21 protein-coding genes and 1 pseudogene are annotated in these 24,830 nt (G+C 54.9%); 10 read left to right on the forward strand and 12 right to left on the reverse strand.

Annotated elements, in window-relative coordinates:
* Position 1: 1 nt before the first annotated feature.
* The 6 genes from LK04_RS01650 to LK04_RS01675 all read right to left on the reverse strand — a co-directional run bounded on the left by LK04_RS01650 (position 2) and on the right by LK04_RS01675 (position 4,541).
* Positions 2-307, reverse strand: coding sequence for a DUF883 family protein (locus tag LK04_RS01650; protein ID WP_039331587.1), 306 nt, complete (start codon positions 305-307; stop codon positions 2-4).
* Positions 308-466: 159 nt separating this feature from the next.
* A complete protein-coding gene (locus LK04_RS01655) occupies positions 467-838 on the reverse strand; it encodes a DUF1090 domain-containing protein (RefSeq protein ID WP_153011386.1) in 372 nt (123 codons plus the stop codon).
* Positions 839-1,011: 173 nt separating this feature from the next.
* Positions 1,012-1,380, reverse strand: a complete 369-nt coding sequence (gene mzrA, locus LK04_RS01660) for an EnvZ/OmpR regulon moderator MzrA (RefSeq protein WP_039336774.1) — start codon at positions 1,378-1,380, stop codon at positions 1,012-1,014.
* On the reverse strand, positions 1,377-2,054 hold the full coding sequence (locus LK04_RS01665; protein ID WP_039336772.1) for a DedA family protein: 678 nt from the start codon (positions 2,052-2,054) through the stop codon (positions 1,377-1,379). Before LK04_RS01665 ends, mzrA begins: the two co-directional genes overlap by 4 nt.
* Positions 2,055-2,375: 321 nt before the next feature.
* Complete coding sequence (gene exuR / locus LK04_RS01670; protein WP_039336770.1) at positions 2,376-3,149, reverse strand: transcriptional regulator ExuR; 774 nt, start codon at positions 3,147-3,149, stop codon at positions 2,376-2,378.
* A 90-nt stretch (positions 3,150-3,239) separates the two neighbouring features.
* Positions 3,240-4,541, reverse strand: a complete 1,302-nt coding sequence (locus tag LK04_RS01675) for an MFS transporter (protein WP_039336778.1) — start codon at positions 4,539-4,541, stop codon at positions 3,240-3,242.
* A gap of 387 nt (positions 4,542-4,928) precedes the next feature.
* Between LK04_RS01675 and uxaC the strand changes: the two genes are divergently transcribed.
* Genes uxaC through LK04_RS01690 form a run of 3 tightly spaced genes read left to right on the forward strand, consistent with a single transcriptional unit; the run spans position 4,929 to position 9,290 of the window.
* Positions 4,929-6,344 (forward strand): glucuronate isomerase, encoded by a 1,416-nt coding sequence (gene uxaC, locus LK04_RS01680; RefSeq protein WP_039336768.1) that lies wholly within the window; start codon positions 4,929-4,931, stop codon positions 6,342-6,344.
* Between the two features lie 2 nt (positions 6,345-6,346).
* Complete coding sequence (locus LK04_RS01685; protein WP_039336766.1) at positions 6,347-7,795, forward strand: tagaturonate reductase; 1,449 nt, start codon at positions 6,347-6,349, stop codon at positions 7,793-7,795.
* Between the two features lie 4 nt (positions 7,796-7,799).
* The gene (locus LK04_RS01690) at positions 7,800-9,290 is read left to right on the forward strand and encodes a UxaA family hydrolase (RefSeq protein WP_039336764.1); all 1,491 of its coding nucleotides are present in this window, start codon (positions 7,800-7,802) and stop codon (positions 9,288-9,290) included.
* Between the two features lie 173 nt (positions 9,291-9,463).
* On the opposite strand, the gene sstT is transcribed toward LK04_RS01690, so the two are convergent.
* From sstT to LK04_RS01705, 3 genes are all read right to left on the reverse strand, one after another.
* On the reverse strand, positions 9,464-10,696 hold the full coding sequence (gene sstT, locus LK04_RS01695; protein ID WP_039336762.1) for a serine/threonine transporter SstT: 1,233 nt from the start codon (positions 10,694-10,696) through the stop codon (positions 9,464-9,466).
* A 228-nt stretch (positions 10,697-10,924) separates the two neighbouring features.
* A complete protein-coding gene (locus tag LK04_RS01700) occupies positions 10,925-11,896 on the reverse strand; it encodes a TerC family protein (protein ID WP_039336760.1) in 972 nt (323 codons plus the stop codon).
* Between the two features lie 380 nt (positions 11,897-12,276).
* The gene (locus tag LK04_RS01705) at positions 12,277-13,263 is read right to left on the reverse strand and encodes a Gfo/Idh/MocA family protein (RefSeq protein WP_039328615.1); all 987 of its coding nucleotides are present in this window, start codon (positions 13,261-13,263) and stop codon (positions 12,277-12,279) included.
* A gap of 139 nt (positions 13,264-13,402) precedes the next feature.
* Between LK04_RS01705 and LK04_RS01710 the strand changes: the two genes are divergently transcribed.
* Positions 13,403-15,082: a chloride channel protein gene (locus LK04_RS01710; protein WP_039328487.1), complete on the forward strand. Its 1,680-nt coding sequence runs from the start codon at positions 13,403-13,405 to the stop codon at positions 15,080-15,082.
* Here the strand turns inward: LK04_RS01710 and LK04_RS01715 are convergent.
* Positions 15,079-15,579 carry a M48 family metallopeptidase gene (locus tag LK04_RS01715; RefSeq protein WP_039328488.1) on the reverse strand — a complete coding sequence of 167 codons (501 nt, stop codon included), beginning with the start codon at positions 15,577-15,579 and terminating at the stop codon, positions 15,079-15,081. The two genes, LK04_RS01710 and LK04_RS01715, sit on opposite strands and share 4 nt — an antisense overlap.
* An 81-nt stretch (positions 15,580-15,660) precedes the next feature.
* Between LK04_RS01715 and rlmG the strand changes: the two genes are divergently transcribed.
* Entirely contained in the window at positions 15,661-16,779 is a 1,119-nt protein-coding gene (gene rlmG, locus LK04_RS01720; protein WP_039328489.1) for a 23S rRNA (guanine(1835)-N(2))-methyltransferase RlmG, read from the forward strand.
* On the opposite strand, the gene LK04_RS01725 is transcribed toward rlmG, so the two are convergent.
* The gene (locus LK04_RS01725) at positions 16,780-18,783 is read right to left on the reverse strand and encodes an NADPH-dependent 2,4-dienoyl-CoA reductase (RefSeq protein WP_039328490.1); all 2,004 of its coding nucleotides are present in this window, start codon (positions 18,781-18,783) and stop codon (positions 16,780-16,782) included.
* A gap of 471 nt (positions 18,784-19,254) precedes the next feature.
* Here LK04_RS01725 and idnD point away from each other — a divergent pair, with 471 nt between their 5' ends.
* The 3 genes from idnD to LK04_RS01740 all read left to right on the forward strand — a co-directional run bounded on the left by idnD (position 19,255) and on the right by LK04_RS01740 (position 22,460).
* The gene (gene idnD / locus LK04_RS01730) at positions 19,255-20,286 is read left to right on the forward strand and encodes an L-idonate 5-dehydrogenase (RefSeq protein WP_039328491.1); all 1,032 of its coding nucleotides are present in this window, start codon (positions 19,255-19,257) and stop codon (positions 20,284-20,286) included.
* A gap of 9 nt (positions 20,287-20,295) precedes the next feature.
* A complete protein-coding gene (gene idnO, locus LK04_RS01735) occupies positions 20,296-21,060 on the forward strand; it encodes a gluconate 5-dehydrogenase (protein WP_039328492.1) in 765 nt (254 codons plus the stop codon).
* A gap of 80 nt (positions 21,061-21,140) precedes the next feature.
* Positions 21,141-22,460, forward strand: a complete 1,320-nt coding sequence (locus tag LK04_RS01740; RefSeq protein ID WP_039328493.1) for a gluconate:H+ symporter — start codon at positions 21,141-21,143, stop codon at positions 22,458-22,460.
* Positions 22,461-22,489: 29 nt separating this feature from the next.
* Here LK04_RS01740 and LK04_RS01745 read toward each other — a convergent pair whose 3' ends face one another.
* Complete coding sequence (locus tag LK04_RS01745; RefSeq protein ID WP_039328495.1) at positions 22,490-23,200, reverse strand: polyphenol oxidase family protein; 711 nt, start codon at positions 23,198-23,200, stop codon at positions 22,490-22,492.
* A gap of 109 nt (positions 23,201-23,309) precedes the next feature.
* Between LK04_RS01745 and LK04_RS01750 the strand changes: the two genes are divergently transcribed.
* Both LK04_RS01750 and LK04_RS19935 read left to right on the forward strand, forming a co-directional pair.
* Positions 23,310-24,119, forward strand: a complete 810-nt coding sequence (locus LK04_RS01750; protein WP_039328497.1) for a 5'-nucleotidase, lipoprotein e(P4) family — start codon at positions 23,310-23,312, stop codon at positions 24,117-24,119.
* A 587-nt stretch (positions 24,120-24,706) separates the two neighbouring features.
* Positions 24,707-24,829, forward strand: a pseudogene (locus tag LK04_RS19935) (carbonic anhydrase); the annotation flags it as partial.
* Between the last annotated feature and the right edge of the window lies 1 nt (position 24,830).

Below are 24,830 nucleotides of genomic sequence, written 5' to 3' on the forward strand. Positions count from 1 at the left end.
ATCAACGACGTGAGATCAGGATGCCGATCAGCACACCGACAGCAGCACCGATGCCCACGCCGTGCCACGGGTTATCGCGCACATACTCATCGGCTTTCTCCGCAGCTTCACGGGTGGTCTGCGCGATACGCTCGCCAGAATCCCCCAGACGCTCACGAGAACTCTCAATCGCACCACGCGCTTTGCTACGCAGCTTATCCAGCTCAGTTTTGGATTTATCCGCTGAACTGCTCAGGACTTCTTCCAGGGTGTCAGCAAGGTTTTTCAATTCCGCACGCAGATGTTCAGATGTAGTGTCTTTAGACATGAAGTTCTCCATTATACCCTTCATACTTCAAGCTGCAGGTGCGTTGGCTACGTGCATTCACCTCAGTCACTTACATCAGTAAGCTCCTGAGGATTCAGGCACTTGCCGCCTTCCTGAAGCTCGAATTATTTTGGGTATACATCATTTATTTAAGTCCGATTAGTAGGGCTCAGCTTCCAGCTTTTTCAGCTCGTGCTGTGCCTCTTCTAGCTTACGTTCGCGCTTTTCAATCTTGTCTTTGTCGCCATCCTGACGTTCTTCCTTCAACTCTCGCTCACGTTCAGCAATTTTATGCTTCTGCGCTTCGATGCGTTCGCTGTGGGCAGATTTCAGTTTCTCATCGGTGCAGCTGGCACGGACTTCAGTCAGCGCGCGCTCCAGCCCGGTGACCCGGCGCTGATTATCATGCTGTTTAGCCATGTCGATCTCGCGCTGAATGTCATGCTCTTTTTGCAGACACAGTGATTCAGCCGCCAGCAGCGAACCGGAGAGAGAGAACAGAATAGCACCCAGCAGTAATTGTTGTTTCATCAGGCTTTTACCTTCCATTGTTGATGACCTGCCGCAAACCGGGCAGGAATGGCATCCCAGCTTGTCATAACGCACGCTTCCTTAAGGATAGACATCGGACGAAAAAATTCAAAGAAGACGCGGGGATAGCGAGGATTGATTCACCGTCTGGCTTATCGCCAGACGGAGGAATGTTAGCTGTAAGTGGGACGATTGGCGTCAGGAACCTGCTGCGAAGCTTGTGGCCCACTGGCCACCACGAACCCTTGTGGCAGCAGGCGTCGCAGCACTTTCTGTGCCGCTAAACTCTGCTCTTCATTCTCAAAATGAATCACTAGCGCATCGCCAGAAGGCGTAATACTTTTGATACGTACGCCTTGCGCGGTGAGTTGCTGATAAAGATAAAAACCATCGGGCAAATTGGTGCCGCTATGAGCAACACGGATTTGCACCACGGCTTCATGTTGCAGTAACGAAGGCGCAAAAATCACGGTCAGCACTGCCAACGCACCGGCAAATACCCAAGGCAGTATGCGCTTGGGGAATCCACGCAACTTGATCATGACTGTGAATTCCCATTACGTGATGCCTGGCGTTTACGCCACAGTACAACCAGAGAACCCACCAACCCAATCACCAGCAACACTAACGGCAGCAGCATCAGGCAGAACATCAGCTCATCTTCGTAGCGGCGGAAAATCGGGGTTTTACCCAGCGCAAAGCCGAGCACGGTTAGGATCAGCACCCACAAGAAGCCGCTCACCCAGTTGAAGAACTGGAAACGCGCATTGCTCAAGCCAGAGAGCCCGGCAATGGTAGGCAACAGCGTACGCACAAAGGCAATAAAGCGGCCGATCAACAGCGCCGATAAGCCGTGGCGGTGGAATAATTTATGGGCGCGCTGATGATATTGCGCGGGTAAATGTGAGAGCCATTTTTGCACGGTGGGGGTGTTGCCGAGCCATCGGCCCTGTATATAACTCACCCAACAACCGAGGCTGGCGCCGGTGGTCAGCACCAGCAATGTTAACGGGAAACCCATGGTGCCTTTGGCGATTAACACGCCAACAAGAATTAACAGGCTATCACCGGGAAGAAATGCGGCAGGTAGCAGGCCGTTCTCCAGAAACAGGATCATGAACAGCAAACCGTATATGGCCCACACCAGCGTGGGGTCGGAGAGCATTTCGTAATCCTGCTGCCACAGGGCATGCAGCAATGCTTTCAAAATATCCATCAATCGTTCCTGAACATCATTGTTAAACGTGCCCGTGAGGGGCTGAGGCGCAGGCTGGTTTGGTTATACATTTTAGGTATGCAGCCCATGCGGGGTTTCCGGATCCATCCAGAATAGATTGTTAAATCAGCGACTTTTTAAAGCCCTGTCGCAAAGGGTAAGAAAAGGGCGATAACTGTAACAAAAATCACGCTAGTCAGACAGTGTAAAGTGGCTGCCGTACAGGAGTTTTACCTTTTGACGCAGATGGTCAAAAGGAGCTTTACATGAGCTGACATTATTGCAGATTAACTGACTAATTCGCCTGGAAATGCAGCAGAATCAATGTGAATTGTCACTACCTTCCGGCAGGATGACGGGATTTTCCGCAAACATGTAACGGTCAACATTGAATTCAAAATCATCGGCTGTGGCGTTAAACAGCATCTGTTTAGTATTTTCCAGGTGCTGCCACATTGCCAGCTTGCTGGCGGCGGGATCTTTGCGCATCAGTGCTTTCAAAATCTGGTCATGATCGTCGCACCAGCTGGTGATATTGCGCGCATCGATATGTTCGTGCAGTTTCAGCCAATAGGGGTTGTGCAGGCGGTGCAGCCACATCTTTTCAACAATCGCGGCTAATGCACTGTTTTGTGTGGATTGCGCAATACGCACATGGAAATGCATATCCCATTCGGAATCACGTGAGTGATCTTCATGACGCGCTTTTTCCTGGATCGCCATCAACGCCATAATATCCTGACGCGTGACTTGCGTGGCGGCGAATTCGGCCACGTTGCTCTCAATCAGCTGGCGGGCTTGCAGCAGCTCGAAGGGTCCAAAGCTGGCAAATTCCAACTGGCTCGGGGTGGTTTCACGATTCTGCTGCTGATTGCTGACGACGTGAATGCCTGAGCCTTTACGCACTTCAACGTAACCTTCCACTTCCAGCATAATGATCGCTTCACGCACCACCGTACGGCTGACTTCCATCTCTTCAGCGATCAAACGTTCAGCAGGCAGTTTATCGCCCACGCGATAATCGTCTGCTTCAATCCGGCGTTTGAGTTCACTGGCGAGTTGTTGGTAAAGACGACGGGATTCGTTCAGATCCATTGCGCGGTTCGCTGTAGTGGTGGAGGTTGAGTTGTTATACCACTTTGGCGGAACGGAGGAAATGGGCTGGCAGACACCAGCCCGAGGAGATTAACTGCGCGCGGTGGCCGGTTGCGCCATGTGCGCATCATCCAGTTCAGACACCGGTTGATTTTTCAGTACCGTCCAGATAACGCAGGCACCCAGCAAATCAAACACGGCCAGTGCGGCGAACAGCGGGCTAAAGCCTAAGGTATCGGCCAGTGCGCCGACCACCAGAGCAAACAATGTGCTGGCGGTCCAGGCTGCCATGCCGGTCAAACCGTTGGCGGTTGCCACTTCATTACGCCCAAACACATCGGAAGAGAGAGTAATCAGCGCGCCAGACAGGGCCTGATGAGCAAAACCACCGACGCACAATAATCCAATCGCGACATAAGGGCTGGTAAACAAGCCGATGGTGCCCGGCGCAATCATCAGCACTGCGCCCATGGTGACGACCAGTTTACGTGAGACGATGAGGTTGACGCCAAACCAGCGCTGGAACAGTGGTGGCAAATATCCGCCGACAATACAGCCCAGGTCCGCGAACAGCATCGGCATCCAGGCAAACATAGCGATCTCTTTCAAATTGAAGCCATAAACTTTGAACATAAACAGCGGGATCCACGCGTTAAACGTGCCCCAGGCTGGTTCTGCAAGGAAGCGCGGCAGAGCGATACCCCAAAACTGGCGGTTGCGCAGAATCTGGCGGGCGGACATTTTGCTGTTGTTGCCAGTCTGATGCTGTACTTCCTGTCCCGCGATAATGTAATGACGCTCTTCTTCACTCAGCTTGGTTTGTTGCTTTGGATGCTTATAAAACACCAGCCAACACAGTGCCCACACCATGCTCAACACGCCGGTGATGATAAACGCCATTTGCCAGCTGTGTGCCATAATCGCCCACACCACCAGCGGCGGTGCCAGCATCGCTCCTATCGACGAACCCACGTTAAAGTAGCCCACCGCGACGGAACGCTCTTTCGCCGGGAACCATTCGCTACTGGCTTTCAGGCCCGCAGGAATCATTGCGGCTTCCGCTGCACCGACCGCACCGCGCGCCAGCGCAAAACCGCCCCAGCTGCCCGCCATCGCCGTGGCCGCGCAGAAGATTGCCCACAGCACGGCGAATACCGCATAGCCGATTTTGGTACCCAGTAAGTCCAGCACATAACCGGCCACGGGCTGCATCACGGTGTAGCACGCCGAATAGGCGGCAACGATATACGAGTATTGTTGTGTGGTAATGCCAAGCTGGGTTTCCAGCGTGGGTGCGGCAACCGCGATGGTATTGCGCGTGAGGTAGCCGAGTATGGTGCCCAGCGTCACCAGCCCAATCATGTACCAGCGTAGCCCTTTGATCTTACGCATCATTAACCTCTTCCAGTCTGTCGTAATGCTTGCCATTAAAGAGTCAGGCGCACTGCTGTGCGCACTCGGGCGGCCTTGACGAGCAGACCCGCCGCCTTGTTGTTATGCGCTGTGCCATTACGATCGGCATCAACGAGGCGAGAGGTTAACTTGTTATACAACTTTAAAAGTTGAATGCCATCACAAAAACCCTGCATGCCGTGTGAGTTCATTTAAAAAGCCGCTACAACAGCAGGTTAGTGCATTAATGCTGGCTATTTCGTCCATATACCCACAGTGAAACTGTCATTATTGTGAGATGCATCGCAAACAATTTTGCCGATTTGCAAAATTGGTATGATAACTTTGAGTCAGAAGCCAACAGGCACCAAACATGAGGAAGCAGGTATGTCGCGTTTTATGAGTGAAGATTTTCTCCTCGATAGCGAGTTCGCCCGTCGTCTGTACCATGACTACGCCAAAGATCAGCCGATTTTCGACTATCACTGTCATTTACCCCCGCAGCAGATTGCCGAAAATTATCGCTTCACCAACCTCTATGACATCTGGCTGAAGGGCGATCACTACAAGTGGCGGGCGATGCGTGCCAACGGCGTGCCGGAAGCACTGTGCACGGGCGCAGCCAGCGATCAGGATAAGTTCAACGCCTGGGCCCGCACGGTGCCACATACTATTGGGAATCCGCTGTATCACTGGACGCACCTCGAACTTCGCCGTCCGTTTGGTATTACTGATGTGCTTTTGAATGAGCAAAGCGCCGATCGCATCTGGCAGCAGTGCAACGAATTACTGGCTCAGGATGCCTTTAGCGCACGCGGCATCATGCAGCAGATGAAGGTGAAAATGGTCGGTACCACCGACGATCCACTGGACGATCTCCAGCATCACCGCACGCTGGCGAACGATGCCAGTTTCAGCGTGAAAGTGCTGCCGAGCTGGCGTCCAGATAAAGCCTTCAATATCGAACTCGATACCTTCCTGCCGTGGATCCAGCGTCTGGAGCAGGTCACGGATATCAACGTGCTGCGCTTTGACGATCTGCTGCGTGGCCTCAGCCAACGTCTCGATCATTTTGCCGCACACGGCTGCAAAATCTCCGACCACGCGCTGGATGTGGTGCTGTTTGCCGAAGCGGATGAAAGCACGCTGGATGGCATTCTGGCGCGCCGTCTGCAAGGGACCGCACCATCACAACAGGAAGTCGCGCAATTCAAAACTGCGGTGCTGGTATGGCTGGGCAGCGAATATGCCCGCCGCGGCTGGGCGCAGCAATATCACATCGGTGCGCTGCGTAATGCCAACCAACGCCAGTTCGATATCCTTGGCCCGGACGTCGGTTTCGATTCCATTAACGATGCGCCGCTGGCGATCCCGCTGGCTCGCTTGCTGGATGCGCAGAACCGCAATAATGCGCTGCCAAAAACCATCCTTTATTGCGTCAACCCCCGTGATAACGAAGTGCTGGCGACTATGGCGGGCAATTTCCAGGGGGAAGGGGAGCCGGGCAAGATGCAGTTTGGCTCAGCATGGTGGTTCAACGATCAACTGGATGGTATGCAGCGTCAAATGACGCAGCTGGCGCAAATCGGTTTACTGAGCCGCTTCGTCGGCATGCTCACCGACAGCCGCAGCTTCCTCTCCTACACGCGCCATGAGTATTTCCGTCGTCTGCTGTGCCAGATGATTGGCAATTGGGTGGCACGAGGTGAAGCCCCTGCCGACGAAGCGCTGCTGGGCCAGATGGTGCAGAACATCAGCTTTAACAATGCCCGTGATTACTTCGGCATTGAGTTAGGAGCCTGATGATGCAGCGGCTAAACCGTCACGACTTCCCCGGCGCGCAGTACAGCGAACGCGTTATTCAGTTCGGTGAAGGCAATTTCCTGCGTGCCTTCATTGACTGGCAACTTGACTGGCTCAATCAACATCAGGATACCGATGCGGGCGTGGTGGTGGTGCGGCCGCGCAATCGCGTGGTAGCGGATTCACTGAATCAGCAGGATGGGTTGTACACCACGCTGATCCGTGGCCTGAATGCGGCGGGTGAGCAGGTCAGTGAAACCCGCTTGATCCGCAGCGTGAATCGCGAGATCCAGCCTTATCAGCATTATGACGATTTCCTCGCACTGGCCCGCGCACCGCAGATGCGCTATGTGTTTTCCAATACCACCGAAGCGGGTATTGCGTTTGCTGAGCAGGATCGTCTGGAGGATGCGCCCGCCTCCTCCTTTCCCGGCAAGCTGACGCAATTGCTGTGGGAACGCTTTAACCACTTTGCTGGTGCCGCAGACAAGGGCTGGCTGATCGTGCCCTGCGAGTTAATCGATTATAACGGCGATGCGCTGCGCGATTTGGTGTTGCGCTACATCAAGCACTGGCAGCTTCCCTCCGGGTTTGCACGCTGGGTGCTGGATCACTGCGCGTTTTATAACACGCTGGTGGATCGCATCGTCATCGGTTATCCCGCCGACAGCGCGTCGATATCTGCGCAGTTGGGCTATGAAGATCGCTATCTGGTGGCGGGTGAAGTCTATTACCAGTTTGTGATTCAGGGGCCAGATGCGCTGGCGCAGGAGTTGAAGTTGGATCATCTGGCGCCAGAGGTGAAGTTTGTCGATGATATCACGCCCTACAAAGCGCAGAAGGTGGCGATCCTCAATGGCGCGCATACCGCCATGGTACCGGTGGCGTTTCAGGCGGGGCTGGAGAGTGTCGGCGAAGCGATGGATGACGCTGCCATTGAAGGCTATGTCGATGCGCTGCTACGTGATGAGGTGATCCCGACGCTGGATCTACCCCGCGATGAACTCCACGCCTTTGCCGATGCCGTGCAGCGCCGCTTCCGCAATCCGTTTATCCGCCATGCGCTGCTCTCGATTGCGCTCAATGGCATGACCAAGTTCCGCACCCGTTTGCTGCCGCCGCTGTTGCTGTCACAGCAGCAAACCGGCCAATGGCCAACTCACCTGACCTTCGCGTTTGCCGCGCTGCTGGCGTTTTATCGTGGCGAACAGGGTGAGCAGCACTGGCCTTTACAGGATGACGATCACTGGTTGCAGCAGTTCGCTGAGCTGTGGCCCGCCGTAAACCAAAACAAAATGCCCCCAGAACAGCTGGTGCAGACCGTGCTGAGCAACAGCCAACACTGGGGCGAAGATCTGACTCAGCGGCCCGGACTTGTGGCCGCCATCAGCCAACACCTGCAAAACATCATCGTCCACGGGATGCGGGCGGCGTTGAACCCACTGAGATAACGCTATGCAAGATGCGATAAAAATACATTCACGCGACAACGTGGCGGTGGCGCTGCGGGATTTAGCAGCTGACACCCAGGTTGAAATCGATCATCAGGTCATCACGCTGCAGCATGAAGTAGGGCGCGGCCATAAGTTCGCGCTGACACCGCTGGCAACCGATGCGCTGGTGATCAAATACGGTTTGCCGATTGCCCATGCCACGCGCCCAATTGCTGCAGGGGAAATCATTCACTCCAGCAACGCACGCACCAATCTGAGCGATCTGGATGAATATGCGTATCAGCCAGAATTCCTCACGATTCCGCCCCAGGCGGCTGACCGTGAGGTGCAGATATACCGACGCGCCAGTGGCGAGGTGGGGATCCGCAATGAGCTATGGATTCTGCCCACCGTTGGCTGCGTGAATGGTATCGCCCGGCAAATCCTGTCGCGCTTTATGAAAGAAACCAATGACGCGCAAGGCATTGATGGCGTGCATTTGTTCAGCCACCCGTTTGGCTGTTCACAGCTCGGGCAGGACCATGAGAACACGCGCACCATGCTGCAAAACATGGTGCGTCATCCGAATGCTGGCGCAGTGCTGGTGATTGGCCTGGGCTGCGAGAACAATCAGGTGGATGTGTTCCGCGATACCCTCGGTGGCTTTGACAGCGACCGCGTGCAGTTTATGGAATGTCAGAAGCAGGACGATGAGGTGGAGGCCGGACTTGAGCGGCTGCACGCGCTGTATAACGTGATGCGCGAAGATCAGCGCCAGCCGGGCAAACTCAGCGAACTGAAGTTTGGTCTGGAGTGTGGTGGTTCCGACGGTTTCTCCGGCATCACCGCTAACCCGATGTTGGGCTGTTTCTCCGATCAAATGATTGCTAACGGCGGCACCACGGTGTTGACCGAAGTACCGGAGATGTTTGGCGCAGAGCGCATTCTGATGAGCCGTTGCCGGGATGAAGCCACCTTCGACAAAACTGTGGCGATGATTAACGACTTCAAGCGCTACTTTATCGATCACCAGCAGCCGATTTATGAGAACCCGTCGCCAGGGAACAAAGCGGGCGGCATCACCACGCTGGAAGAAAAGTCCCTCGGCTGTACGCAGAAAGCGGGCCAGAGCCAGGTGGTGGACGTGCTGAAATATGGGGAACGTCTCAACACGCCGGGCTTGAATCTGTTGAGTGCGCCGGGAAATGATGCGGTAGCCACCAGTGCCTTGGCCGGTGCGGGCTGTCATATGGTGCTGTTTACCACCGGTCGCGGCACGCCTTACGGTGGCTTTGTGCCCACGGTGAAGATCGCGACCAACACCCAGTTGGCTGAGAAGAAGCCGCACTGGATTGATTTTAACGCTGGACGGTTGATTGATGGCATGAGCATGCCGGAGATGCTGGCCGAGTTCGTCGATATGATCGTAGCGATAGCTAATGGGAAACCAGCGCGTAACGAAGCCAATGATTTCCGTGAGTTAGCGATATTTAAGAGTGGGGTGACGCTGTAAATTCCCCGGCGCATGAATGCGCAAACCGGGCACACAGGTAACACTTTTTGCTGGTCTGGCTAACGTTGCTGTGGGTATCGTGCACGGCCCCATAAAAGCCAGCCCGATCGCAAAGGAATCACGCATCCATGCAGATCGGCCGCCGCTCCCGGCGGCGGACGCTGTTTTACAAATTATGCAGTGCTCGGTTCCCGCTCTGCCTCAGCCTGACATACCGCCGCAGTAAACAGAATGTCGGTCGATGAATTCAGTGCAGTCTCAGCCGAATCCTGCAACACGCTGATAATAAAGCCGATGGCCACCACCTGCATCGCCAGATCATTAGGGATGCCAAACATGTTGCAGGCCACCGGGATCAGCAGAAGAGAACCGCCCGCCACACCGGACGCGCCGCAGGCACAAATTGATGCCACAAAACTCAGCAGAATCGCGGTGGGAACATCCACAGCAATCCCTAAGGTGTGCACCGCCGCCAGGGTTAACACCGTGATGGTGGTGGATGCGCCCGCCATACTGATGGTCGCGCCGAGAGGAATCGAGACGGAATAGGTGTCTTCGTCCAGGTTCAGACGTTTGGCGATGGCCATGTTCACCGGAATGTTGGCGGCAGAGCTGCGGGTGAAGAAGGCGGTCACGCCACTTTCACGGATGCAGGTAAACACCAGCGGATACGGGTTACGGCGCAGCTTTTGAAACACCAGCATCGGGTTGACGATCAGCGCCATGATGGCCATGCATCCCAGCAACAGCGCCAGCAGTGTGGCGTACTCCTGCAGGGCCTCGAAGCCGGTTGAGGCCAGAATCGAAGCCACCAAACCAAAAATTCCCAATGGCGCACAGCGAATCACACAGCGCACCACCCATGTCGCCGCATGAGAGGCATCATTGAGAAACGCCTTACTGCTGGGGCTAGCGTGACGAAATGCCAAACCTAACCCGATGGCCCATACCAGAATACCGATGTAGTTGGCGTTCATTAACGCCTCAATCGGGTTGGCCACCATGCTCATCAACAAACCATGCAGCACTTCAGTAATGCCAGACGGCGGGGAAATCTCGGTCGCTCCCACTTTCATGGAGAGGTTTTGCGGGAACAGATGGCTCATGCTTACGGCGACCACCGCCGCAAAGAAGGTGCTGAGCAGATAGAGCATCACGATCGGTCGGATGTTGGTTTTCTGCCCCTGTTGGTGATTGGCAATCGAAGAGATGACCAGCACCAGCACCAGCAACGGTGCCACAGCCTTCAAAGCGCGAACAAAGAGTTCACCCAGCAGGCCCACCGCCAAGGCGGCATCATGTGAGAACCACGCCAGCGCCACACCGGCAACCAGGCCAATCATGATTTGTTTTACCAGGCTTCCTGCGAACAGCGCGCCCAGACGTCCAATAAAGTTGTTTTGCATAGTTCGGTCTTTTTATAGCGGTATGAATGTTGTGCGCGGTTGCTCCGCACCTAACGGTTTGCCCGGCGGAGTATAAGGAAAAGTCTTGGTGATAAAAGAGATAATTCTGTTTGTATGGGCTGGATCGGTTATTTGATCTGCTAATGATGGGAAGTGTGACAGAGCGATAAAAGGTGAAGGTTTAATCTGGCAAAATAATGCAGGGGCGACTATCGCCCCTGCAGCAGATTATGGTGAGATGCCCTTCTGGTCGTTTCTGTGGTTAACCCAGGCGTTAATCAGCAGTGTGCCGCCCAGAATCACACCCACCACCGTCAGTGAGACACCAACCGGGATATGATAGAACTCGACGATTAGCATCTTGATACCGATAAACACCAGCACTATCGCCAGGCCATATTTCAGCATTGAGAAACGTTCCGCCACGTTCGCTAACAGGAAATACATCGCACGCAGGCCGAGGATCGCGAACAGGTTTGAGGTCAGCACGATAAAGGGATCGGTGGTGACCGCGAAGATAGCCGGGATGCTATCAACCGCGAAAATCACATCGCTCAATTCCACCATGATCAGCACCAGCAGCAACGGGGTGGCAAACAGCACGCCGTTTTTGCGGGTAAAGAACTTCTCTCCTTCGAGGTTATCGGTCATGCGCAGATGTTTTCGCAGCCAGCGCACTACCGGTTTATCACCCACCGCTGCATCATCGCCTTCTTTTGCAAAGGCCATTTTGAGGCCGGTGAACAGCAGGAAAGCACCGAAGATGTACAGTATCCAGCTGAACTGCGTCACCAGGTAACTACCCGCGAAGATCATGATGGTACGCAGCACAATCGCGCCCAGTACGCCGTAGATCAAGACGCGACGCTGTAGCTGCGCCGGAATCGCAAAGTAGCTAAACAGCATCAGCCACACAAAGACGTTATCCACCGCCAACGCTTTTTCCAGCACGTAGCCAGTCAGGAAAGCCAGGGTTTGTGCGGTTGCCACTTCACGCCCCGCGGTGCCTTCGAGGTACCACCAGAACGCCGCGCTGAAGAGTAGGGAGATGGAGATCCAAACCAGAGACCAGATAGCCGCCTGTTTGAATGACATGGTTTGAGCGCCGCGACGTCCCTGTAAGAAGAGATCAATCGCCAGCATGATGAGCACAACAACAGCGAAGCTGCCCCAGAGTAGTGGTGTGCCTACAGAGTGCATAGTCGTATCCTGTCGGAAAATAAAAAACGGCTAAGTCAGAAGACGTTAGCCGCTTTTATTAAGCTGCAAGCAAACCTCGCCTTCCGGCAAGGTCTCACTTACAACTCAGAATTCGATTCCGGGTTGCCTGACGACCGGATGCGTTTAGCATCGTAATGACGATCAATCAGCTAATACCTTTCATAATTCAAATTGCAGGAGCGTTGGCTACGTGCATTCACCTCAGTCACTTACTTCAGTAAGCTCCTGCGGGTTCATGTACTTGCCGCCTTCCTGAAAATCGAATTATTTCGGGTATACAAGTTACTCCCCTTTGCAGCGCTCAACATACGTCCAACCGCAAGCAGATACAATGGGGGAGTGGAAATATTTTGCAATATTTACTGATTAACCTGATCCGCCGGGAACACCACACCGGTCTGACGACGGATTTCCGTCAGCAGTTTTGCCGTGATACGTGAGGTTTCCAGGGCCGGATGTTCAACCTGATGCTGTTCAACCAGACGGGCAAAGGTCTCGGCTTCATACAGCATAGTATTAGTATGCTGGGGCTGCGTCAGCGTCTGGCTCTCACCGCCGCGCGGGATAAAGCGCAGTTGCTGGCACTCAGAGATTTTCTCAATCACCAGCGAACCGGCCTCACCCTGAATTTCACTGGGGATCTGGGAGTCGCTGACTTTAGAGTGCAGCAAAGTGACGTCAAAACCCCCATAGCCCAGTACCACCACGCCGTGTGCATCCACGCCGCTTTCCAGCAGCGAAGCCTGTGCCTGCACTTTTTGTGGCTCGCCAAATAGGGTCACCGCTGCGGCCAGACAGTAGAATCCGATATCCATGATCGAACCATTCGACCAGCGTGGATTAAAGGTGTTGGGGTTTTCACCGTCGAGGTAACGCTGATAACGTGATGAATATTGGCAATAATTGATCAATGCTTTGCGTAGCTTGCCGAGTTGCGGCAGGGTTTGCTGCAGTTGCAGGAAAGTAGGCAGGCTGGCGGTTTTAAAGGCTTCAAACAGCACCACCTGATGCTGACGCGCGCAGGCGATCATCGCTTCGGCTTCACGCAGGTTTGAGGCCATCGGCTTTTCACAAATCACGTGTTTGCCGTGCGACATAAACAGCATCGCCTGTTCAGCATGCAGCGCATTCGGGCTGGCGATGTAGACCGCGTCAATCTCCGGGCTGGCTGCCAGCGTGTCAAGCGATGTGAAGGTGAGTGTGCAGGGATAGTCGGCGATAAAGGCATCAGCCTGGGCTTGCTGACGCGAATAGACGCCGCTTAACTTCATTTTGCCGGTCTCGTGCGCGGCGTCGATAAACTGGCGGGTTATCCAGTTGGTTCCCACAATGGCAAAACGAATCACGGTTAGCTCTCCTGCAACAGTAAAGCGGCAGAGTAGCATGTTCAGCGGGAAGGTCGTCAGACGAAATTTGATCATGCGATCCGCATTCCAATATGATGATGCGGCACATTTTTCTTAACCAGCAAACGGGGACGCGTGGGTGAGTGGAAGTAAACATGCATTGAACTGGACCACGCTGTTAATCGCTATCCCCGTGGGATTTGTCGCGTCGCTGGTGACGCTCGCCTTTCGCGGCGTGATTGATCTCATCAACCGTCTGCTGTTTAACAGCGACAGCGAAATCACCGTGGCGATGCACGTTTGGCCGTGGATCTTTTGGCCACTGCTGGTGGGTGCAGGCGGGGTACTGGCGGGCTATTTCCTGCGTTTTGCCGTGGCGATCGAGAAACAGGAAACGGTCAAAACCGATTACCTCGAAGTGATCAACGCCCGTCTGGATGCGGTGCCGACCAAAACCTCTCTGTTCCGTGCGCTGTCATCGATTGCCAGTATCGGCAGCGGCGCCTCGATCGGTAAAGAGGGGCCGATGGTGCAACTGTCGGCGCTGAGCGGCAGCCTGATCGGGCGCTGGTTTCCGCAGATGCGTAACAGCGATATCGTAGCAATGGCCGCGGCGGCTGGGCTCTCTTCGGTGTATCACGCTCCCTTAGCGTCCGCGATCTTCGTGGCTGAAATTGCCTTCGGTATTTCGGCCTTACAACGGCTGATCCCGTTGATTGTCGCGTCGGCGGTGGCGGTAATGACCATGTGGTCATTGGGTTTCCGCAGCGCGCTTTATCCGCTCTCCGAAGCGCTATTCCAGATGGATATCAGCAGCTTGCTGATGACCATTCTGATTGGTTTGGTGGCGGGCGGTGCGGGCTGGCTGCTGATTAAGTTGATTGCACGCAGTAAAGCGCAGTTTGCTCGTATCTCATCTCTGCCCGCCCGCCTGGGGTTAGGCGGTTTAGCGGTGGGTTTTTTGGCGCTGATCTCCACGGATATTCTGGGCAATGGTTACGAAGTGATCGTGAAAATCATCGATGGTCACTATGTGCTGGCGGGATTGGTGGGCCTCTTGGTGCTGAAAACCCTGGCGACCACCCTGTCGGTGGGATCGAACGCGGTGGGCGGGCTGTTTACCCCTTCTTTACTGATAGGCGCGTTGCTGGGTGTGGCACTGGCGCAGATTGGCGTAGTGCTGCATATACCGGTAGGTAACACCTTGCTGTATGCGGCGATTGGCATGGCGGCGGTGCTGGCAGCAGTCAGTCAGGCGCCGTTAATGGCGATGTTGATGGTGCTGGAAATGACGCTCAACAGCAGCCTGCTGTTCCCAATCATGATTGCCTCAGTGCTGGCCTCGATGGTGGTGTACCGGCTGCAATCCGCCAGCACCTATCCGGTGGTGAGCAATCACTTTAGTCGTTCAGAAGCCAAATTCGACTTCGATAATATGCGCGTGGATCAGCTGATTATCCCCGGCGCGGCGCTGCAACCGGAAGAGTCAGTGGGACAGGCGCTGGCGGTGAGTTCGCTCAAACGTGAACGCTATGTCTACGTGATCAACAGCGTTGGGCAGTTCCTTGGCGTGGTGTCGATTCACGATATCTCACGCAAAGTGCTGACGCAGGAGATCACCCTGGATTCGCCAGTTAGCAGTGTGATGGACGATAACTTCCCGTGTATTTATCAGAATCAGAGTATGCGAGAAGGCTGGGAGGCGTTTGCGCGGGTGACGCTAGAGCGCTTGCCGGTGCTGAACAACCCGCAGGAGCGCCGTTTTATGGGCGCCCTGACCAAAACCAGCTTGATACAGAAGGCGCAGGAGTTTCTTTAAGCCGCGTTGCCGCGCATCGCCTGGTCTGTCATCCACAGGCGCGCATCAAACTCCAGCTGGTGGTAATCCGGTTCCATATGGCAGCAGAGTTGATAAAACGCTTTATCGTGCTCTTTCTCTTTCAGGTGCGCGAGTTCGTGCACCACGATCATGCGCAGAAAAGGCTCCGGCGCCAGGCGGAAGAAGGTCGAGATGCGAATCTCGGCTTTGGCTTTCAGATTGCCACCCTGCACGCGTGAAATGGCCGTGTGCAGCCCAAGCGCATGTTTCATCACCTTAATTTTGTTATCCCAAATCACTTTGCTCACTGGCGGCGCGCTGCGCATATAGCGGCTTTTCATCGCTTGGGTGTAATCGTAAAGTGCCTGATCGCTGACTACATCGTGGGTATCGGGATAACGTTCCTGCAAAAAGCTGCCTAATCGCTGATTATCAATCAGCAACTGCACCTGTTCGAGGATGTTTTCAGGGTAACCCTGCAGATAGATTAATGACATTGGGATTCCCGACGAAAGACAGTATACTGCGCCCCCTTTTTAGGGCGAAAATCGCGCAAAGTGTACCACGCCGGAGATTCCATGAGCCAATTTGAACTGACCGATCGCACGCTGACGTTGCAGCGCTTCCCGCCAATGCGTGAAGAAAGCCCGTTACAGGCGTGGGATTCCGCCGATGAATACCTGTTGCAGCAAGCCCTGCCAGAAGGACCGGTGTTGGTGTTCAACGACAATTTTGGCGCCTTGACCTGTGGATTGGGCAACCGTGAAGTCTGGCACGTGAGCGATTCCTGGCTCAGCCAGATGGCGGCGAAACAGAACCTGCGTCTGAATGAGATGGATGAAGATCAGGTGCACTTTATCGATAGCCTGGCGCCACTGCCGGCCGCGCCTGCCGCCGTACTGATCAAAATCCCGAAAGCGCTGGCGCTGTTAGAGCATCAACTGCGTGCGCTGCGCAAAGTGGTCACGCCTGATACGCTGATCATCGGCGCGGCAAAAGCCAAAGACATTCATAATTCCACGCAACAGCTGTTTGACCGTATCCTCGGTGAGAGCAAAACGTCACTGGCGTGGAAGAAAGCCCGTCTGATTTATTGCACCTTCACGGAACCGAAATTGCCGGAGGTATCAGACACAACGGTTTGGCCACTGGATGATTCGTCTTACCAGATCCATAACCACGCCAACGTCTTCTCACGCGGTTCGCTGGATGTCGGCGCACGCTTCTTTATGCAGCATCTGCCATCAGATATTGAAGGTGAAATCCTCGATCTGGGCTGCGGTAACGGCGTGATTGGTTTACTGGCGCTGGAGCAGAACCCGAATGCCGAGGTGCTGTTCTATGACGAATCCTACATGGCGGTGGCGTCCAGCCAGCTCAATGTGGAAGTGAACCGTCCGCAGGATCTGGCGCGCTGCCAGTTCCGCGTTAACAACGTGCTGAGTGGCTTCCCGTCGGATCGTCTGCACGCCGTGCTGTGTAATCCACCGTTCCACCAGCAGCACGCGGTGACCGATCATCTGGCCTGGCAAATGCTGCGCGATGCCAAACGTTGCCTGCAATATGGCGGCGAATTGCGCATTGTTGGCAACCGTCACCTCGGTTATCACGTCAAAATGAAAAAGCTGTTTGGCAACTGTGAGCTGGTGGCGTCCAATGCCAAATTTGTGGTGCTGCGCTCGGTTAAACTGCGTTAATCACACACTGAGCGCCAGTTCAGTCGCCTGAGCGATGGCGCGGCGAGCATCCAGCTCCTGCGCCACATCCGCGCCACCAATCAGCCGCACTGCTTTACCGCGTGCGGCCAGTTCATCCGCCAACTGGCGCATCGGTTCCTGACCGGCACAAATCACCACGTTATCCACCGCCAGCGTGATCGCCTCGCCCTGATGGCGCAGATGCAGTCCTTCATCATCAATCTTCAGATATTCCACATCGCCCCACAGCTGCACACCGTGTGCCTGCAAACTGGCGCGGTGGATCCAGCCAGTGGTTTTTGCCAGTCCGGCACCGGGTTTACCCGACTTACGCTGTAACAGCCAGATTTGCCGATCGGCTGCCAGCGGCTGCGGGCGAACTAATCCGCCGCGCGCCTGCATGCTGCGATCGATGCCCCAGCTTTGGTAGAAGTCCTCATGTTCATTTCGATGCAGCAAAAACTCGGCGGTATCGAAACCAATACCGCCGGCACCAATAATCGCCACGCGTTGTCCCACCGGTTTTTTATCGCGGATCACCTCGAGATAGCTGAGCACGCTGGGGTGATCGATGCCCGGAATGCTCAACTGGCGCGGCGTAATACCGGTGGCAATCACCACCTCATCTGCGCTTTCCAGTTCATCTGCACAGACACGATGCTGCGTATGGATCGCCACGCCTGCGGCTTCCAACTGATGGCGGAAATAGCGCAGCGTTTCGCTGAACTCCTGTTTGCCGGGGATCTGCCGGGCGATATTAAACTGCCCACCAATCTGCGCATCGGCTTCATACAGCGTAACCTGATGCCCGCGCTGCGCCGCCTGCAGTGCAAACGCCATGCCTGCGGGGCCAGCACCTACCACCGCGATCTGTTTGCGGTGCTGTGTAGGCTCAATCGGCATCAGCGTTTCATGGCAGGCGCGAGGGTTGACCAGGCAAGAGGTGACCTTGCCGACAAAAATCTGGTCGAGACAGGCCTGATTACAGGCAATGCAGGTATTAATGGCATCGGGCTGCCCGGCTTGTGCTTTGCGCACAAAAGCCGCATCGGCGAGGAAGGGGCGGGCCATCGACACCATATCGGCGACGCCATCGCGCAGTAGCGTTTCCGCCACCTGCGGATGGTTAATACGGTTGGTGGCGATAACCGGTACCGACACAGCTTCGCGTAAGTGTTGTGTCACCCAGGCGAATCCAGCGCGCGGCACGCAGGTGGCGATGGTAGGAATGCGCGCTTCATGCCAGCCAATGCCGCTGTTGAACAGCGTCACGCCGCACTGTTCCAGCATTTTTGCCAGCGTCAGCGTCTCTTCCAGCGAGCTGCCGTTATTCACCAGGTCGAGCATCGACAGGCGGAAGATAATAATAAACTCGTTACCCACTGCTTCACGTACCGCCTGGGTCACCGCCAGCGCAAAGTGACGACGGCGCACGACATCGCCACCCCAGTGATCATCGCGATGGTTGGTGTGCGCGACCAAAAACTGATTAATCAGATAGCCTTCCGAGCCCATGATCTCCACGCCGTCATAACCGGCCTGCTGAGCTAAGCGGGCGCAGTGCGCGAAGTCCGCAATGGTTTGCCGAATCTCCGCATCGCTGAGTTCACGCGGGGTAAAGGGGTTAATCGGGGCTTGTAACGCCGAAGGCGCCACGAGATCGCGTTGATAGCTGTAGCGTCCGGTATGAAGAATTTGCAGGGCAATTTTACCGCCTTCCGCATGCACCGCATCGGTGAGCGTGCGGTGCCAGTCGCACTGGCTTTCCAGGTTAAGGACGGCACCCCCTTGCGCACCCACCCCTTGCGGATTCGGCGCGATACCGCCCGTCACGATCAGTGCCACCCCTTCACGCGCCCGCTCGGCATAAAACGCCGCCAGGCGCTCAGCACCATCGGCATGCTCTTCCAGCCCGGTGTGCATTGAGCCCATCAAAAAACGGTTTTTCAGTTGGGTAAATCCCAGATCAAGCGGGGTAAACAAGTGGGCGTAATGCTCAGTCATGATCACAGTCTCAGAAAGTGGTCGGATGAGTGAACTGTAGCGGGAAAAGGGCGGGATGGAAATTCGCGGCGTTCAGGCTGTGAGAAACCTCAAAAAAAGCAGGGCGGCAAGTCGCAAGCGAAAGGTTCGGACTCCTTCGCCAGGCACGGGAAGAAACCTGCGCGCCCTGTAATAACATGAAGATGCGGGCTAATGAATTAGCTCTATAGTTATGACTCCTGTCAGATTCAATCTAAACAACATTCCCGGGTGAGGGTGTGGCGATAATGGCACAACCGTTCCCGCTTAATCCCCCAGACCGTTCTTGGTTTTCGCCAGAAAAAAGTGATCCAGCTTCCATCTTCAGCACGAGTAGTTCACGTTCCAGGTAACAGCTTTTTCGTAACATGATTTTGAGTGATCTGGTTCACAGTTTTGTCGTGCGGATCCCGTTGTTATGGCGCCATTGCAACAGCACCAAATGGGGAAATCATGAATATCGAAACACAATCCTGCGTGATCACCGGTAAAAAACAGGTCAGTGTCGCGCAGCAGCAGGTGAAGTGGGAGGGTAAAGGCACGCTGGTGCGGATTACGCGCGGCGGCATCTGCGGTTCTGATCTGCACTACTACCAGGAAGGCAAGGTCGGCAATTTTGAAGTCAAAATGCCGATGATCCTCGGCCATGAAGTCATCGGTCAGGTGGTCGAAAGTGATGATCCTAACCTCAAGCAGGATCAGAAAGTGGCGGTCAACCCTTCCAAACCCTGTGGCGAGTGCAAATACTGCCAGCGCGACCAGGAAAACCAGTGCACCTCCATGCGCTTCTTCGGCAGCGCCATGTATGTACCGCATGTGGATGGCGGTTTCACCCAATACAAAGTGGTGGACAGCAAGCAGTGTGTTCCCTTCCCACAGGACGCTGATGAAACGGTGATGGTGTTTGCCGAGCCGCTGGCGGTGTGCATTCATGCTACGCATCAGGCGGGCGATCTCACCGGCAAGCACGTATTTATCTCTGGCGTGGGGCCGATTGGCTGCTTGATTGCCGCCGCCGCCAAAGCGCGCGGTGCCGCTTCAGTGGTATGCAGCGACATCAGTGAGCGTTCACTGAACATGGCGTTGCAGATGGGCGCGAGCGAGGTGATCCACGCCGCCGACGGCGATTTCACGCCGTATCTGGCGGACAAAGGCTATTTCGATGTGGCGTTTGAAGCGTCTGGCCATCCTTCTTCGCTGCAGCGCTGTCTGGATGTGGTGTGCGCCAAAGGCACGCTGGTGCAGGTCGGCATGGGCGGCACCATCCCGAACTTCCCGATTATGGCGCTGATTGCCAAAGAGATTCAGCTGGTCGGCTCTTTCCGCTTCACGCACGAGTTCAACACCGCCGTGGAGTGGCTGGCGACCGGCGTAGTGCAACCGCTGCCGTTGTTCAGCGGTGAATACGATTTGCAGGACATCGATGCAGCATTGCAGTTTGCCGGGGACAAAACCCGTGCAGCGAAAGTTCAGTTAACCTTTTAAGGAGCAGTGATGAGTCAGTTATTTTCCCTCGAAGGCAAACGTGTATTGCTCACCGGTTCTGCGCGCGGCATCGGCTTTCTGCTGGCACGGGGTTTAGGTGAAGCCGGCGCGGAAGTGATTATTAACGCCACCACCGCTGAGGGCGCAGAGAAGGGCGCAGAGAAATTACGCGAGTTGGGCCTGCGCGCGCACGCCAAAGCCTTTGATGTGACGCAGTCTGCCCAGGTGCAACAAGCGGTGGATGAGATTGAAGCGGAGTGGGGGCCGATCGATATTCTGGTCAACAATGCCGGTATTCAGCGTCGTCGTCCATTCCTGGAATTCCCGGAGCAGGACTGGAATGACGTGATTGCCGTTAACCAGACCGCGGTATTTTTGGTGTCACAAACCGTGGCGAAGAAAATGGTCGATCGTCAACGCGGCAAGATCATCAATATTGGTTCGATGCAGAGCGAATTGGGCCGCGACACTATCACGCCTTATGCTGCCTCAAAAGGGGCGGTGACCATGTTGACGCGCGGCATGTGCGTCGAGCTGGCACGCCATAATATCCAGGTGAACGCCATCGCACCGGGCTACTTTGTCACTGAAATGACGCAGGCGCTGGCCGACGATCCGGCCTTCACCGGCTGGCTCACCAAACGCACTCCAGCTGCTCGTTGGGGTAAACCGGAAGAGCTGATTGGTGCGGCTGTGTTCCTCGCTTCTGGTGCCTCTAATTTTGTGAATGGTCATCTGCTGTTTGTTGATGGCGGTATGCGCGTCGCCGTGTAATGCCATGGCGCGGCTGGCATTATTGCCGGGCCGCGCCTAAACCTTAATCACCCCTCTGTATTTCTAAGGATAATAAAAAAATGCCAATAACCATTATTGTGCTGGGTGTGATACTGCTGCTGGTGTTAATGATTGTATTTAAGGTCAACGGCTTCATTGCGTTGGTGTTTGTCTCCGCGGTGGTCGGGATTGCCGAAGGCATGACGCCGCTTAACGTGATGGCCTCGATCCAGAAAGGTATCGGTTCGACGCTCGGCGGATTAGCGATGATCCTCGGCTTCGGTGCCATGCTCGGGCGGCTGGTATCGGATACCGGTGCGGCACAGCGTGTTGCCACCACCTTGATTGCGGCCTTTGGTAAGGAACGGCTGCAGTGGGCGCTGGTGGTCACCGGCTTGATCGTCGGCCTGGCGATGTTCTACGAAGTGGGCTTCGTGTTGCTGCTGCCGCTGGTGTTCACCATCGTCGCCGCGGCCGGTTTGCCCCTGCTGTACGTCGGCGTACCGATGGTGGCTGCGCTCTCCGTGACGCACTGCTTCCTGCCGCCGCATCCCGGCCCCACCGCCATCGCCACCATCTTTGGAGCGAATCTCGGTACTACCTTGCTGTACGGCATGATCATCACCATTCCTACGGTGATCGTGGCTGGGCCGATCTTCTCGAAATTCCTCAAGAGCTTTGAGAAGTCGCCGCCGGAAGGGTTGTACAACCCTAAAATCTTCAGTGAAGAGGAGATGCCAGGCTTCGGCATCAGTATCTTTGCGGCGGTGATCCCCGTGGTGCTGATGGCGATTGCCGCAGTCTTTGAGCTGACCACGCCGAAAGAGAACCCGCTGCGCCAGTTCTTTGAGTTCATCGGCAACCCAGCGGTGGCGCTGTTTATCGCGGTGGTGATTGCGGTGCTGACCTTGGGCCTGCGCAATGGACGCAAGATGGAAGAGGTGATGGATATGTGCGGCGAGTCGATTGCCGCCATCGCCATGATCGTGTTCATCATTGCTGGCGGCGGTGCCTTTAAGCAGGTGCTGGTGGACAGCGGCGTCGGTAACTACATTGCCGACATGATGAAAGGATCGTCGCTCTCTCCGCTGTTGATGTGCTGGACCGTGGCCGCCATGCTGCGTATCGCACTGGGATCGGCAACCGTGGCGGCGATCACTACGGCGGGGATCGTCACGCCGATCATTGCTGCGACCCATGCCGATCCGGCATTGATGGTGCTGGCGGTGGGATCGGGCAGTGTGATCGCCTCACACGTTAACGATCCTGGTTTCTGGCTGTTCAAGGGTTACTTCAACCTCAGCGTGGTGGAAACCCTGAAAACCTGGACAGTGATGGAGACGCTGATCTCTATCCTCGGCCTGGCGGGAGTACTGGCGCTCAACGCCATCATCCACTGAGGTCACGGCTTCACAGGGACGTGAAGCCATCAGTCCCGGCGGCGAATCCACGAAAAACGTGACTGGAAGCCGCTGTCAAAATGGGTGTTGAAGCGATAGCTCGATCCCGACTCTGCCATGCAATAGGTGCACACATTCAGCAGCTCAATGTGTTGCGCCGCCATACCGCGCTGTAACAACAATCCCCGTGCCAGATGCGGCAAATCAAACCAGACACCCTGATGATGCGCGCGGGCCTGCGGACGGATCGCCGCGCTATTTTGCGGTTGCTGGTTGGCCCATTTTAATTCAGGCAAATCATCACGCTGCTGCATCTCTGCCACTAGATCCTTACCCAACTCATAACAGCACGGCCCAATCGCCGGGCCGATGGCCACCCGCAGCGTGTCAGGCCGAGCGCCGCGCGCCAGCAGGCCATCAATCGCGCTGTTCAACACACCAGCCAGCGTCCCTTTTAGCCCGGCGTGCACCGCCGCAACCAGATGGTGCTGGGTATCGGCAAACAGCACCGGCAGGCAGTCTGCGGTATAGACCGCCACGGGCAGGTGATCTTCACCGATTACGCCATCAGATTCACAGCTTTTTGGCGGCTGATTCTGCGTCGCCAGCACCACGGTGGCGGTATGGCGCTGCTGGCCGTAAGCGGCATCGGTGGGCACCGGTTGGCCCGCAGGCTGAAAGGCATAATCAAGCCATGGCAGAGCATCAAGCAGGGTTGAGCGCGGTCCGGCATGTGACATAAGTGTCTCCTTTGACTGGGCGGCAGCTTTCTTCTGCCCACAGCTTACGTTAACTGCTACATTTTTAAAGCTTTACACAAACTGACCATAATCACTTAAGGATGAAATGATGAAAAACACCACATTGCTGGCGGCGTCCGGCATGCTTGCGCTGCTGCTGACAGGATGCGCACAACCCGCCAAACAGCAGGCTCAGCAGCAACTCAGCCAGCAATCGGTATTGGCGGTGAACTGGTTCCAGCAGTCTGGGGAATATCAGGCGTTAAGCTGGCAGGCATTCAACAGCGCCCGTATGGCATTTGATGCCGCCCCTTCGCTGGCGGGCAAGCCTAAAGCGGTGATTGTCGATCTGGATGAAACCATGATCGATAACAGCGCCTACAGCGCATGGCAGGCGAAAAACGGTCAGCCGTTCTCCGGTAAAACCTGGTCCGCCTGGACTCAGGCGCGTCAGGCCACTGCGGTGCCGGGCGCAGTAGAGTTTGCCAACTACGTGAACAGTCATGGCGGCACCATGTTCTACGTTTCTAACCGCGACCAAAAGGATTACGCGGCGACAGTGGATAACCTCAACAAGCTGGGCTTCAGCGGTGTCAGCGACCAAACCGTGCGCCTCAGCACCGGAAATTCCAACAAACAGGATCGTTTTGATGCCATCAAAAATGCGGGCTACAACGTGGTGCTGTATGTGGGCGATAATCTGAATGACTTCGGCGGTGGAACCTGGCATCAGGGCAATGCGCAACGCCAGCAGTTTGTCAGCCTTAATCACCAGCGTTTTGGCACCCAGTTTATCGTGCTGCCTAATCCGCTGTACGGTGACTGGGAGAGCGGCATGGCGGAAAACTACAACAAGCTGACGCCGGAACAGCAGCTGCAGGTCCGTGAAGCTCGCCTGAAAGCGTGGAACGGTAAATAATTCGTCAAGCGAAATAGCGCCTGTCTGGCAGGCGCTATTAATCCTTTATTCAGGGCCAGTCATATTTACTTTTCTTCGTCATTATTACTTCCCTCATTATTTTCCTGATATCTTGCTTTGTTGTTGGTAGTATTTTAGAGAAAAATGCCGCTAATTTAATATTCGTCCAGTGAATCACGCTAATCATAAATTTTATAATTAAGATTTTTCTCACCCCAAAATGTTTATATCACCATACCAGTACATAGGCATAAAGAGAGTGCGTGTATATTTTTGTCATTTCATTTGAAATGAATGATTTAAATCTCGTCTTAATTGATTGATATTTATTTAATATGCTGATTTTCAAGCCAACTCTCTCGCTTGCACTAAATTACGTTCGAATGACATTTTTTGACGTTAATTTTACAGAGCGTGTTGTTTTATGGCGCATGGAAATATTCAGCATGCAACACCAAGCATTAGCAGCTATAAACAATTTCTGTGAAGGAGCACGGATTTTGCCTTCCATCGCCTGTCCTTGCGGCTTTTAAACTCCTGTGGCTCAGCCTGAAAATCCTATTTCTGGCAGTAGAGAAAAGATAATTATGACGACACTAAAACCCTTATTAGCGAAAAATCGCAGCGTGGCATTACAACGCCTTGAGCACAATCCAGATTATTTTGCGCAATATCTGCATCAGCAGAAACCGCATTCATTGTGGATCGGCC

Source organism: Pantoea vagans (assembly GCF_001506165.1).
Taxonomy (GTDB): Bacteria; Pseudomonadota; Gammaproteobacteria; order Enterobacterales; family Enterobacteriaceae; genus Pantoea; species Pantoea vagans_C.

Bases quoted from the DNA above. Each gene is read 5' to 3' on its own strand.
- LK04_RS01700 (WP_039336760.1), bottom strand. From the start codon at position 11,896: ATGCACTCTGTAGGCACACCACTACTCTGGGGCAGCTTCGCTGTTGTT.
- LK04_RS01690 (WP_039336764.1), top strand. From the start codon at position 7,800: ATGCAAGATGCGATAAAAATACATTCACGCGACAACGTGGCGGTGGCG.
- LK04_RS01740 (WP_039328493.1), top strand. From the start codon at position 21,141: ATGCCAATAACCATTATTGTGCTGGGTGTGATACTGCTGCTGGTGTTA.
- exuR (WP_039336770.1), bottom strand. From the start codon at position 3,149: ATGGATCTGAACGAATCCCGTCGTCTTTACCAACAACTCGCCAGTGAA.
- LK04_RS01675 (WP_039336778.1), bottom strand. From the start codon at position 4,541: ATGCGTAAGATCAAAGGGCTACGCTGGTACATGATTGGGCTGGTGACG.
- idnD (WP_039328491.1), top strand. From the start codon at position 19,255: ATGAATATCGAAACACAATCCTGCGTGATCACCGGTAAAAAACAGGTC.
- LK04_RS01715 (WP_039328488.1), bottom strand. From the start codon at position 15,579: ATGTCATTAATCTATCTGCAGGGTTACCCTGAAAACATCCTCGAACAG.
- LK04_RS01655 (WP_153011386.1), bottom strand. From the start codon at position 838: ATGAAACAACAATTACTGCTGGGTGCTATTCTGTTCTCTCTCTCCGGT.
- idnO (WP_039328492.1), top strand. From the start codon at position 20,296: ATGAGTCAGTTATTTTCCCTCGAAGGCAAACGTGTATTGCTCACCGGT.
- LK04_RS01665 (WP_039336772.1), bottom strand. From the start codon at position 2,054: ATGGATATTTTGAAAGCATTGCTGCATGCCCTGTGGCAGCAGGATTAC.
- LK04_RS01685 (WP_039336766.1), top strand. From the start codon at position 6,347: ATGCAGCGGCTAAACCGTCACGACTTCCCCGGCGCGCAGTACAGCGAA.
- LK04_RS01750 (WP_039328497.1), top strand. From the start codon at position 23,310: ATGAAAAACACCACATTGCTGGCGGCGTCCGGCATGCTTGCGCTGCTG.
- LK04_RS01725 (WP_039328490.1), bottom strand. From the start codon at position 18,783: ATGACTGAGCATTACGCCCACTTGTTTACCCCGCTTGATCTGGGATTT.
- uxaC (WP_039336768.1), top strand. From the start codon at position 4,929: ATGTCGCGTTTTATGAGTGAAGATTTTCTCCTCGATAGCGAGTTCGCC.
- LK04_RS01745 (WP_039328495.1), bottom strand. From the start codon at position 23,200: ATGTCACATGCCGGACCGCGCTCAACCCTGCTTGATGCTCTGCCATGG.
- mzrA (WP_039336774.1), bottom strand. From the start codon at position 1,380: ATGATCAAGTTGCGTGGATTCCCCAAGCGCATACTGCCTTGGGTATTT.
- rlmG (WP_039328489.1), top strand. From the start codon at position 15,661: ATGAGCCAATTTGAACTGACCGATCGCACGCTGACGTTGCAGCGCTTC.
- LK04_RS01650 (WP_039331587.1), bottom strand. From the start codon at position 307: ATGTCTAAAGACACTACATCTGAACATCTGCGTGCGGAATTGAAAAAC.
- sstT (WP_039336762.1), bottom strand. From the start codon at position 10,696: ATGCAAAACAACTTTATTGGACGTCTGGGCGCGCTGTTCGCAGGAAGC.